The organism is Haemophilus sp. CCUG 60358 (genome assembly GCF_001679485.1).
Lineage (GTDB): Bacteria > Pseudomonadota > Gammaproteobacteria > Enterobacterales > Pasteurellaceae > Haemophilus_D.
Window position 1 is genome coordinate 161,269 of the sequence record NZ_LZOZ01000001.1, and the last position, 12,070, is coordinate 173,338.

Sequence of the window (12,070 nt, forward strand, 5' to 3'; positions counted from 1 at the left end):
GATTTGCAAGTGAGGTATAAAATGAAGATATTTTGAAGTGTCTGCCATTTTCCTATACACAAAACTTGCGATATAAGACAAATGAATTGTCGAGCAAGATAATAGCATTTGTTTTTTGTTAATGCACGAGGGGAGGGATAATTATTTGTAGGTAATTTGAGAGAAGGACAGACTTGATGTCTGTCCAACTATTAGACGGGTAATTTCATTTCTCGGATACGCATGGTTAATCCATCGATTAACAACAAACGTCCACATAAATTTGAACCGATTTTTAACCGCACTTTAATGGCTTCTAAGGCTTGAATAGAGCCTACGACACCCACAATTGGGGCTAGTACGCCCGCCTCAACACAACTTAAAACATTTTGCCCAAAGAGCTGGCTAAGTTGGCGATAGGTTGGAGTATTGGGTTCATAAGTAAAGACAGAAACTTGCCCTTCTAAACGGATCGCCGCACCTGAAATTAGCGGGATCTTCGCTTTCTCACAACCACGATCGAGCGCATTACGAATATCCACGTTATCGGTACAATCTAATATCACATCAAAGTGCGGTATGATTTCCGCGAGTTTTTCTTCGGAAAGTTGTGCATTGATGGTTTCAATTTCTACGTGAGGATTAATCTGTTGTAACGCAATTTTTGCTGATTCCACTTTAGGCATATTTAATCGGCTATCAGTATGTAACACCTGACGTTGCAAATTAGAAAGCGATACAGTGTCAAAATCCAATAAGGTTAAATGACCCACGCCAGCGGCTGCAAGATATTGACTTGCAGCACAACCTAAACCGCCCAAGCCGATAATTAACATGCGGCTGTCTTTGAGTTTTTCTTGTCCGTCAAAATCGACCGCTTTTAAAATAATTTGGCGGTTATAACGCAGTTCTTCTTCGTAGCTTAATTCAGCCATTATTGCCCCAATAGGTGATTAAAGGGTTCAATGGTGACAATTTCGCCTGCAGCCACATTGCCAAGATCTTTTTCAAGGCGAATAAAACAGTTACTTTTCACAAAAGAACTGAATAAATGCGAGCCTTGGAAACCCACTGGATGCACTTCAAGTTGACCATTTTCATTAATTTGATAGAAACCACGTTGGAAATCTAAACGGCCAGGCGCTTTTTTCAAATTAGTTTGGGCAATCGCTTGAAAGTGCGGTTGTTTTTTCGGGTGTTTTTTACCGCTTAATTTAGCGATAGCCGGTTGAACCAATTGATAGAATGTCACTAATGCAGAGACCGGATTGCCGGGTAAACCGCAGAACCAAGCATTTTCTAATTTACCAAATGCAAATGGTTTGCCGGGTTTCATCGCAATTTTCCAGAAATTCACCTGACCGACTTTTTCTAACACAGTTTTCGTGAAGTCAGCTTCACCCACTGAAACGCCACCGCTTGTGATAACCAGATCTGCTTGCGCTTGTGCTTTCACAAAAGCCGCTTCAAATTCCGCTTGGTTATCCGGCAGAATACCGAAATCAAGCACATCACAATTTAATTTTTCTAGCATTAACTTCACGGTGAAACGATTAGTGTCGTAAATTTGTCCTGCTTGTAACGGTTGACCGACGGGGACTAATTCATCACCGGTTGAAAGCACGGCCACTTTTAAACGTGGGTAAGCTTTGACTTCAGCGATACCTAATGAGGCGAGCAAAGGTAAAGAAACGGTATTTAACTCATCGCCTTGATGTAAGACCACATCACCTTTTTTCACATCTTCACCAATGCGACGAATATTCTGATTGGCTTTAGGTAATGCCGCAAAGGTAACTGTACCATCTTCATTGACGGTGACCTCTTCTTGCATGACCACCGCATCGGCACCTTCAGGAATCATCGCACCCGTCATAATTCTGACCGCACTTTGTGCTACCCATTCCCCTTGAAATGGATTACCCGCAAAAGATTTTCCTGCGACAGAAAGTGTCATAGATTGCTGTAAATCGGCTAAACGAACTGCATAGCCATCCATCGCGGAGTTATCAAAAGACGGTACATTAATCGGAGAAATTACATCTTCCGCACACACACGATCAGCGGCTTCAGTTAAAGCCAGAGTTTCAGTTTTTGTTGGGAAGGGAAGTTGGTTGAGCATTTGCGCCAAGGCATCTTCAAGTGGCAACATAATCAATCCTTTGGGTTGAGCGAAATAAAAGTGGATATATTGTAGCCCGAAATACAATATGAAGGAAATTAATAAATTAGGGTGATTTTTCGCATTTTACGAATAATTCATCTTTTGCTAAAATGCCGCATTATTTTTTTATAAATGGAAAGTGAATGAACGCGATTTCACCTGATGCGGAAAATGTCCGCCGAGCCTTGGTTGCCAAAGGCATCGAAACACCAATGATTGATCCGACTCAATGTAAAGATGAGCGCCGTGTGGCGATTGCTTCGCATATGCGTGAAGTGATGAAATTGATTGGGTTAGATCTACGTGATGATAGCCTAGAAGAAACACCAAATCGCTTAGCTAAAATGTTTATTGATGAAATTTTCAGTGGAATGGATTATGCCAATTTCCCGAAAATGACAAAAATCAAAAACCAAATGAAAGTGAGCGAAATGGTGCAAGTGAATGACATCACCTTAACCAGTACTTGCGAACATCATTTTGTGACGATTGATGGCAATGTTGCTGTGGCATATTATCCAAAAGATTGGGTGATTGGCTTGTCTAAAATCAATCGCATTGTGGCGTTTTTTGCGCAACGTCCACAAGTACAAGAGCGTTTAACCGAACAGCTTTTAACGGCATTTCAAACCATTTTAGAAACCGATGATGTGGCAGTTTATGTGAAAGCGACACATTTCTGTGTGAAAGCGCGCGGGGTAAAAGATACTCATAGTTATACTGTGACATCAGCCTATGGCGGGGTCTTTTTAGAAGATCGCGAAACTCGAAAGGAATTTTTATCTTCCATTCAGAAATAACAAAAAGCACTGAGGATTCGGTGCTTTTTTGTTTATTTATTGTGCGAATATAAGTAAAATTAGCCCCTTTCATTTTTTTATTTCTATTTTGATTTTTATTGAGGATTCTCATGATAAAAGCCAATTCAAAATTGTTTCTTGTTTTATTACTCGGTGTCCTTTCAGCCTTTGGCCCATTTGTGGTGGATCTTTATTTACCTTCACTGCCACAACTCGCGAGTTTTTTTGAAACAAGCGCCTCAATGACGCAACTTACGCTCACTACCGCTATGATTGGTTTAGCAGTAGGGCAATTACTTCTTGGGCCGCTCAGTGATAAATTTGGGCGAAAAATTCCGCTTATTATTTCATTAGTTATTTATATTATCAGCACAGTCTTAATCGTTTATGCACCGAATATTGAATCGATGATTGTCTTGCGAGTGATTCAAGGACTTTCTTCGGCAGGAAGTGTGGTTATTTCTCGTGCTGTCGCAACGGATCTTTATCGAGGGCGTGAAATGACACGTTTCTTTGGTTTATTAATGACAATTAATGGGATCGCACCAATTATTTCGCCAATTCTTGGTAGTTTATTGTTGGAATACATTAGCTGGAAAGGGGTATTTGTTTTCCTTGCTTTGATTGGGGTGATTGTTTTGCTTTTCTGCTTCCGTTTAAAAGAAAGCTTAAGCATCGAAAATCGCTTACAAGGTTCAATATTTGCCACATTCTCAACCTTTGGTGTGATTATCAAAAACCGTTTATTTATGAGTTATGTTGGTATTGAAAGCTTTTTACTTGGCGCAATGTTTGCTTATATTGCTGCTTCACCATTTATTTTACAAAGTTTCTATGGATTAAGTGCATTTATCTTTAGTTTATGTTTTGGGGCCAATGGTGCTGCGTTAGTCATCGGGGCAAATATTGGTGGTAAATTGCCAAATCGTCAGGCTTTAGCAATTGGCGTATTGGCTTTTGTGGTTGCTGCACTTTATACCATTGCCGTATTAATTATTCAGCCGCACTGGTTATTTGTTGAAATCGGTTTTTTTGCTATGTTGTTATTAATGGGCATTACTTTCCCTGCGATTTCTACTTTAGCGATGGAAAGTGAACGTCAATATGCGGGCAGTGCTTCTGCATTATTAGGTTTTGCCCCCTTCTTTTTAGGCGGCATCGTCTCTCCACTGGTGGGTATCGGCAATATTTTCTATTCAACCGCTTTAGTGATTTTAGCTTGTGGGGTATTGGGACTCGCTATCTATTGGTCGATTCGTCATAAAATCCCAACTTCAGCAGAGTAGTGAAAAGTGCGGTCATTTTTTACGGTGTTTTAAAAAAGAAAAAGGCGAACATCCATTTGTTCGCCTTTTGTTATTTCAGTTTTAGCTTCGAACACTTAATTTCTCAAATTCATCGAAGAATGTTGGGAACGTTTTAGCCGTACATTTGGGATCTAAAATCGTGACAGGTGTATCCGATAATGCAATCAACGCAAAGCACATTGCCATACGGTGATCGTTATAGGTCTCAATTTCAGCATGCTTAAATTGGGAGATCGCAAGCGGTTGAATACGAATAAAATCTTCACCTTCTTCAACTTCCGCACCGACTTTTCGCAATTCAGTCGCCATTGCAGCAAGGCGATCAGTTTCTTTCACACGCCAGTTATAAATATTGCGAATAACGGTTTCACCTTTTGCAAATAAGGCGGTTGTGGCAATCGTCATGGCTGCATCAGGAATGTGGTTCATATCCATATCAACACCGTGAAGCTCAGCTTGTTCCGCTTGAATAAAATCTTCACCCCAAGTGATTTTGGCGCCCATTTTTTCGAGTACATCAGCAAATAGGCGGTCGCCTTGAATGGAATGTTTGCCAATTCCTGTCACTTTTACATTGCCTTTAATCGCGGCGGCGGCAAGGAAATAAGAGGCAGATGACGCATCACCTTCTACCATGTATTTGCCCGGTGACACATAGGATTGGTTACCTTTCACCTTAAACACTTGATAGTTGTGGTTTTCAACCGAAATACCAAAATCTTTCATCATCTCGAGGGTGATATCAATATAAGGTTTTGAGACTAAATCACCCACAATATGGATATCTAAATCGCCCTCAGCAAGCGGAGCAGCCATTAAAAGTGCGGTCAAAAATTGAGAAGAAATTGAACCGTCAATTTCAACTACGCCACCTTTAATCCCTTGATTGCGAATTGCAAGTGGAGGGTAGCCGTCATTTTCTAAATAACGAACATCGGCACCCGCTTGAAGAAGCGCATCAACCAAATGTTTGATTGGGCGCTCTTTCATACGTGGCTCACCAGTCAAAATAACTTCGCCTTCTGTGTTGCCTTTTAAGCAAAGCGCCGCTGTTAAAGGACGCATGGCCGTACCGGCATTGCCGAGAAACAGTGATAAGCCATTTTCAACCTGAAACGCGCCACCTAAGCCCTCAACTTCGCAGCAAGTTTTGTCTTCAGATAGTTGGTAATTCCCCCCTAAAGCTTTGAGGGCGTTTAACATATGGCGAATGTCATCACTGTCTAACAAGTTAGTAACCGTTGTGGTGCCTTTAGCTAATGCCGCTAATAATAATGCACGGTTCGATAAACTTTTCGAACCCGGTAAGTTGATTTCACCTTCAATACGGGAAATCGGCTCTAAGGTGATAGCTTTCATTACAAGACCACCGTTTTGTTTTTATACACAAAAATACGATCGTGTAAGGCAAGATCGAGTGCACGGCTTAATACGGTTTTTTCCACGTCACGGCCTGCACGCATCATTGCATCGGCAGAGTAGGTGTGGTCTACGTTAATCACGTTTTGCATGATGATCGGACCTTGATCCAATTCATTGTTAATAAAATGAGCTGTTGCACCGATAATTTTCACGCCGCGCTCATAGGCTTGTTGATAAGGTTTTGCCCCAATAAATGCGGGTAAGAATGAATGGTGAATATTAATCACACGATTTGGATAACGCGCCACGAATTCAGGATTTAATACACGCATATATTTAGCTAAAACAATATAATCAGGTGCATATTCATCAATTTTTTCAGCGAGCAATTTACCGTGTTCCACGCGCGTGAGTCCTTCATGGCTGACACAATGGAATGGAATATCAAAGCGTTCAACTAATTCGCGTAAATTATCGTGATTTCCAATTACTGCCGCAATTTCTACATCTAATGCACCGTAGTAATTTTTCATTAAAATATCACCTAAGCAGTGCGCTTCTTTGGTGACTAAAATCACGATTCGTTTACGTTTTGCGCTGATTAGGTGGCAATTTGTCCCAGCCGGCAAACTATAATTTAAGTCAGCTAACAAGGTTTCTTCATTAAAAATGCCTTCCAATTCAGTACGCATAAAGAAATGTTTCGTTTCAAAATCAACGAACTCATTATTGTGGAGGATATTTAATTGATGTTTGTAACAAATGTTGGTGATTTTAGCGATTAAGCCTTTATCATCAGGACAGTCGGTCAGTAATATTTTCTTTTCTAACATAATGAATGTTTTGCCAGGTAAATAAAAAAAGAGAACCCATAAAAATGGGTTCTACATAGTCGATAATAAAATTAGATTTCAAAAGAAGCTAAAGAAACACCTTTATCTAAGGCCTTTTGAATCACACGAGGTGTACGACCTTGGCCAGTCCATGTTCTCTCTTGACCAGTTTCATCAGTATATTTGTATTTTGCTGGACGAGGTTCACGTTTTTTACGAATTGAAGAAGGTGCAGCACCAATAATTGCAGTTAATTCTTCAGCAGTGATGCCTTCTTGTTTAATTAATTCTTTATATTTTGCAATACGTGCTCGACGTTCTTGTTCTGCTTGTTCAATTTCCGCGGCTTGAGCACGCTTTTCTTCAATTGCAGTTTGTAATTTTAAAAGTGAGCTCTCTGCTTGCTCTAATGTTAAATCACGTACCGCAGCACGTAAACTTCGAAGATTTGTTAAACCTTTTGTCAATTCATTCATAAATAACCCCTATATGATGTGTGAATATTTAATTTATCTCTGTTAGCTATAATAACGAAAAGTAGAAGTTAGGTAAATATTAAATCTTGCAATTAAAACTCAAAATTAATTGGTCAGACTTCATTATGACAATAACGATAAATATTCCCTACTTTGTAATTGAGTATTTATTGTAATAATAGTTCATAAAATGTTAACAATACATGTAACTTTTTTGAAAAAAAGAAAATTTTATCTAAGATGATAAGATTTTATTGGTAATGTTATTCGTTTTAATGTAATCTTTCCACATCCTATACAACAGTAGAGGTGCGGTCATTATAAGTATTTTCCTAGAGTGGATAGCGTTGAAGGGAAAGGAAAGGAATGATTGCCGAAATCGAATAGGCGTCATCTTATTCGGTTGGTCACGTCTTCGAAAGGAACGTGACTGTCATAGTTTTTGTGTGTTAACTATGGAGCGCTACGGTTCGGTCTGGTCATCATTGTGTCTTTTCTTGCCGTTGTCTCCATTAAATTATTAGGTATAACTTAATGGAACTAGTCGATTATTCTTCATCTATTTATTCAATTATACCCGCATTACTTGCGATTATTTTAGCAATTGCAACTCGTCGGGTTTTGGTCTCCCTCAGTGCAGGGATTATTGTCGGTGCGTTAATGTTGGTTGATTTCAACCCATTGAATGCACTTATTTATTTAAAAGATAATGTTGTGGCATTAGTTTATAGTAGCGAAGAAGGCATGAATTCAAATATGAATATCGTCTTTTTCTTAGTTTTACTTGGCGTATTGACCGCACTTTTAACCGTATCAGGCAGCAACCGTGCATTTGCTGAGTGGGCACAAAATAAAATTAAAGGTCGTCGTGGTGCGAAATTATTAGCGGCATCTTTAGTGTTTGTAACCTTTATTGATGATTATTTCCATAGTCTTGCAGTGGGTGCCATTGCACGTCCAGTAACCGATCGTTTTAAAGTTTCTCGTGCTAAATTAGCGTATATCCTTGACTCCACTGCTGCACCAATGTGTGTCATGATGCCGGTATCAAGCTGGGGTGCATACATTATTACACTCGTGGCAGGTCTATTGGCGACATATTCTATTACCTCTTATACACCGATGGGGGCATTCGTTGCCATGAGTTCAATGAACTACTATGCGATTTTCTCATTATTGATGGTGTTCTTTGTGGCTTATTTCTCCTTTGATATTGCATCAATGGCACGTCATGAAAAATTAGCTATGGAGCGAGATTATAAAGAAGAAGTCATTGAAGGTGTGAAAGGTAAAGTTCGCAACTTAATTTTACCGATTTTAGTCTTAATTACCGTCACTGTTTTCATGATGATTCATACGGGTAGTGAGGCTTTAGCGGCAGATGGAAAACCATTTAGCCTCTTAGGTGCATTTGAAAATACAACAGTAGGTATTTCGCTTGTTGTTGGTGGTTCAAGTGCGGTTGCTATGTCAACATTATTGATTATTCTTGAGCGTCAAGTTTCTTTACAAGAATACGGAAAAGCGTGGATTGCCGGTATTAAATCTATGTTAGGTGCAATTGCAATCCTATTCTTTGCGTGGACAATCAATAAAGTGGTGGGTGATGCACAAACCGGTAAATACTTATCTTCTTTAGTGAGTGGCAGTATTCCTGTTCAATTTTTACCTGTGATTTTATTTATCCTTGGTTCAGCAATGGCATTCTCAACCGGGACAAGTTGGGGGACATTTGGCATTATGTTACCAATCGCAGCTGCAATGGCGACCAACTCTGCTCCAGAGTTATTACTTCCTTGCCTATCTGCCGTCATGGCTGGCGCGGTATGTGGCGACCACTGTTCACCGGTTTCGGATACAACGATTCTGTCATCAACTGGAGCAAAATGTAACCACATGGATCACGTCACGACACAATTACCTTATGCGGCAACTGTTGCGACAGCAAGTGCTGTGGGCTACATTGTGGTTGGCTTTACAGAATCTGGTTTAGCTGGATTTGTGACAACAGCAGCTGTTTTAGTAGCTTTGGTGTTTATCGTGAAAAAACGTTAATCATAAAAGATAAAAAGAAAGGGCGTACTTATGTACGCCCTTCTTGTATTTATTGTGAAAATTAGAGTAATGGACTAAACAAGAAAAATAACCGCTCTATGATTCGATGATAGAAAGGACGATTGATCCATTCTTGCATATTGAGTGCAGAAGAATTCGCTAAATAATTTTCATGAAGTGTAGCGACTTCATTGGCAAAATTACGATCTTCTACAGCAACAGTGATTTCAAAGTTAAGCAAGAAGCTACGTAAATCCATATTTACTGTACCAACGAGTGCAAGTTTATTATCGATTAACACACTTTTAGTATGCAGAAGCCCTGCTTCAAAATGATAAATTTTGACGCCAGCTTCGAGTAAATCATCAAAGAATGTTCGACTCGCCCAACGAACCATCAAGGAGTCATTGTTTTTAGGTAAAATAAGCGTGATATCAACACCACGGAATGCGGCAATACGTAATGCTTCAGCAATGTTGTGACTTGGCACAAAGTAAGGTGATGTGATCACAATGCTTTCTCTTGCCGCATAAATAACCGTTGCAAGAGATTGCGCAATTAAATCATCCGGGAACGCGGGGCCACTCGCAATAACTTGTACAGAATGGGTGTCATTATCGTCAATTTCAACAAGGGGACAATTTGGTAATAACAGGGGTAATTCTTCTGTCGTTTCAATTTCCCAATCCCAAGCATGTAAGCTGTTTAAAATTGGTGAAACAGGGCCGTTGATTCTCACCATCACGTCGATCCAATTGCCTACGTTGCTATCTTGTTTGAAGAAATTCGGATCCACCATATTCATACTGCCTGTGTAGGCAATTTGATTATCGATGATGATGATTTTACGATGTTGGCGTAAATCAATTCGGCTGAAGAACATCCGGAATAAATTTACATGTAGCGCTTCTGTAATTTCAATGCCTTTCGCTCGCATTTCTTTACAAATAGCACTTTTAAGAAAGGCTTTACTACCTACGGAATCGAGTAAAAGGCAAACTTTAACCCCGCGCTGTACGGCTTCTTCTAAGGCTTGTTTTACCTCATCAATTAATCCATCATTACTCCAAATATAAAACACCATATTAATGGAATGACGCGCTTGTTGAATATCACGAATGATACTTCGAATGATGCTTTCTGGGGTATCAAGAATATGTAATTCGTTACCTCGAATGTTTGGAATACCTAAGCGATGGTGAACTAGTTTAAATAAAGCACGATAACGAGGATCCTGGGAATGCGCAACCAGATCTTTTTGCCCAGACAGCTGCTGAAGCCATTGTGTATATTTAGGTTTTAATGATTGAAATACTTTGGCTCGGCGAGTACCGAGTTTAATCTCACCAAAAATTAAATAAGCAATAACGCCAATCAGTGGCACAAGGTAGATAATCATCAGCCATGACAACGTAGCAGAAACCGCTTGTTTTTTGACGAGTAAACGCAATGTGACAGAAATAACTGCCACCCAAATTAACACGGGAATAATATAAACCAGTATAATATGTTCAAAACTCATTAATTTTTGACCGCACTTATGAAATTAGACATTGTTTATCAGACTGATGATTTTATCATTATTTATAAGCCTTGTGGGCTAAGTGTGCATAAAGATCAAAGTGAAATTGGTTTAACCACTTTGCTTGCCAGGCAGCTTGATGTGCCACAAGCCTGGCTTGTTCATCGATTAGATAAAGTGACATCAGGTTTACTTATTTTGGCATTAAATGCCGAAAGTGCGGCTGAATTTTTCCGACTTTTTTCTGAACATCATATTCAAAAGACTTATCTTGCACTCAGTAATCAAAAACCAAAAAAGAAGCAAGGATTGATTGTCGGCGATATGCAAAAGTCTCGTAATAGGGCTTGGAAACTTTGCCAATCGAAAGAAAATCCTGCAATTACGCGTTTTGAAAGTGTGAGTTGTGAGCCTAATTTACGATTATTTATCTTAAAGCCACAAACAGGCAAAACTCATCAATTGCGTGTAGCGATGAAAAGCTTAGCTAGTCCCATTTTAGGCGATGCGCTTTATGCTAAAAACACTGAAAATATTGACCGCACTTATTTACACGCCGCAAGATTGCAATTTGAATTTAAAGGTAAAGCATTTGATGTGTTTACCCCTCCGAAAGAAGGAGAGTGGTGGCATCGTGATGCTGTTCAATCTCAGATTCAAAAATTTAGTTCAGCAAGTGCTGAGTCAACTGAACAGGAAAAGTGCGGTTAAGATTTCAATTATTTTGTATAATAGCCACAATTTTTCACATTAGGAATAAAAATGAAATTTATCTCTTTTAATATTAATGGCTTACGTGCCCGCCCTCATCAACTCGAAGCAATTATTGAAAAATACCAACCGGATGTGATTGGTTTACAAGAAATTAAAGTCGCGGATGAAGATTTTCCTTATGCAATTACAGACAATCTGGGCTATCACGTTTTTCACCATGGGCAAAAAGGGCATTACGGTGTAGCACTGTTAACCAAACAAGAACCAAAAGCGGTGCGTCGTGGTTTTCCAACTGATAATGAAGATGCGCAAAAACGCATAATTATGGCGGATTTAGAAACGCCATTTGGTTTGTTAACGGTAATTAATGGCTATTTCCCACAGGGCGAAAGTCGTGCACATGAAACCAAGTTTCCGGCAAAAGAAAAATTTTATGCGGATCTTCAATGCTATTTAGAACAAGATCACGATAAAGCCAATCCAGTGTTAATTATGGGCGATATGAATATCAGTCCAAGCGATTTAGATATTGGCATTGGCGATGAAAACCGCAAGCGTTGGTTGCGTACTGGCAAATGCTCATTCTTACCCGAAGAGCGTGAATGGTATCAACGCTTATACGATTATGGATTGGAAGATACGTTCCGTAAATTAAATCCAACAGTCAATGACAAGTTCTCGTGGTTTGATTATCGCTCAAAAGGTTTTGATGATAACCGTGGATTACGTATCGATCATATTTTAGTGAATCGTCAATTAGCAGAGCGTTGCGTTGATGTTGGCATTGCATTAGATATTCGTGCAATGGAAAAACCGTCAGATCACGCACCAATCTGGGCGGAGTTTAAATAGGAAAGC

The 12,070-nt window shown here is 39.5% G+C and carries 11 protein-coding genes and 1 riboswitch; of the genes, 5 read left to right on the forward strand and 6 right to left on the reverse strand.

Annotation, left to right across the window (positions count from 1 at the left end; all coding sequences use genetic code 11):
* Window positions 1-191 precede the first annotated feature (191 nt).
* Together moeB and moeA are read right to left on the reverse strand one after the other, a co-directional pair.
* On the reverse strand, window positions 192-914 hold the full coding sequence (gene moeB / locus A9500_RS00735; RefSeq protein ID WP_065243536.1) for a molybdopterin-synthase adenylyltransferase MoeB: 723 nt from the start codon (window positions 912-914) through the stop codon (window positions 192-194).
* Window positions 914-2,131, reverse strand: a complete 1,218-nt coding sequence (gene moeA / locus A9500_RS00740) for a molybdopterin molybdotransferase MoeA (protein WP_065243537.1) — start codon at window positions 2,129-2,131, stop codon at window positions 914-916. Before moeA ends, moeB begins: the two co-directional genes overlap by 1 nt.
* 155 nt (window positions 2,132-2,286) lie before the next feature.
* On the opposite strand from moeA, the gene folE reads away from it, so the two are divergent.
* Both folE and A9500_RS00750 read left to right on the forward strand, forming a co-directional pair.
* Window positions 2,287-2,943, forward strand: a complete 657-nt coding sequence (folE, locus tag A9500_RS00745) for a GTP cyclohydrolase I FolE (RefSeq protein ID WP_049370463.1) — start codon at window positions 2,287-2,289, stop codon at window positions 2,941-2,943.
* Between the two features lie 110 nt (window positions 2,944-3,053).
* Complete coding sequence (locus tag A9500_RS00750) at window positions 3,054-4,229, forward strand: multidrug effflux MFS transporter (protein ID WP_049370462.1); 1,176 nt, start codon at window positions 3,054-3,056, stop codon at window positions 4,227-4,229.
* A gap of 81 nt (window positions 4,230-4,310) precedes the next feature.
* On the opposite strand, the gene aroA is transcribed toward A9500_RS00750, so the two are convergent.
* From aroA to A9500_RS00765, 3 genes are all read right to left on the reverse strand, one after another.
* The gene (gene aroA, locus A9500_RS00755) at window positions 4,311-5,609 is read right to left on the reverse strand and encodes a 3-phosphoshikimate 1-carboxyvinyltransferase (RefSeq protein ID WP_065242682.1); all 1,299 of its coding nucleotides are present in this window, start codon (window positions 5,607-5,609) and stop codon (window positions 4,311-4,313) included.
* On the reverse strand, window positions 5,609-6,445 hold the full coding sequence (gene purU / locus A9500_RS00760) for a formyltetrahydrofolate deformylase (RefSeq protein WP_005696295.1): 837 nt from the start codon (window positions 6,443-6,445) through the stop codon (window positions 5,609-5,611). Before purU ends, aroA begins: the two co-directional genes overlap by 1 nt.
* A 71-nt stretch (window positions 6,446-6,516) precedes the next feature.
* Complete coding sequence (locus tag A9500_RS00765; RefSeq protein WP_049366998.1) at window positions 6,517-6,921, reverse strand: H-NS family nucleoid-associated regulatory protein; 405 nt, start codon at window positions 6,919-6,921, stop codon at window positions 6,517-6,519.
* A gap of 296 nt (window positions 6,922-7,217) precedes the next feature.
* Window positions 7,218-7,395, forward strand: a riboswitch (Lysine riboswitch).
* 60 nt (window positions 7,396-7,455) lie between these two features.
* On the opposite strand from A9500_RS00765, the gene A9500_RS00770 reads away from it, so the two are divergent.
* A complete protein-coding gene (locus tag A9500_RS00770; protein ID WP_005696292.1) occupies window positions 7,456-8,976 on the forward strand; it encodes a Na+/H+ antiporter NhaC family protein in 1,521 nt (506 codons plus the stop codon).
* A 61-nt stretch (window positions 8,977-9,037) separates the two neighbouring features.
* Here A9500_RS00770 and cls read toward each other — a convergent pair whose 3' ends face one another.
* Window positions 9,038-10,498 carry a cardiolipin synthase gene (gene cls, locus A9500_RS00775; RefSeq protein ID WP_049375991.1) on the reverse strand — a complete coding sequence of 487 codons (1,461 nt, stop codon included), beginning with the start codon at window positions 10,496-10,498 and terminating at the stop codon, window positions 9,038-9,040.
* An 18-nt stretch (window positions 10,499-10,516) separates the two neighbouring features.
* Between cls and A9500_RS00780 the strand changes: the two genes are divergently transcribed.
* Window positions 10,517-11,209: a TIGR01621 family pseudouridine synthase gene (locus tag A9500_RS00780; RefSeq protein WP_065243538.1), complete on the forward strand. Its 693-nt coding sequence runs from the start codon at window positions 10,517-10,519 to the stop codon at window positions 11,207-11,209.
* Window positions 11,210-11,260: 51 nt separating this feature from the next.
* Window positions 11,261-12,064: an exodeoxyribonuclease III gene (xthA, locus tag A9500_RS00785; RefSeq protein WP_065243539.1), complete on the forward strand. Its 804-nt coding sequence runs from the start codon at window positions 11,261-11,263 to the stop codon at window positions 12,062-12,064.
* Window positions 12,065-12,070 lie beyond the last annotated feature (6 nt).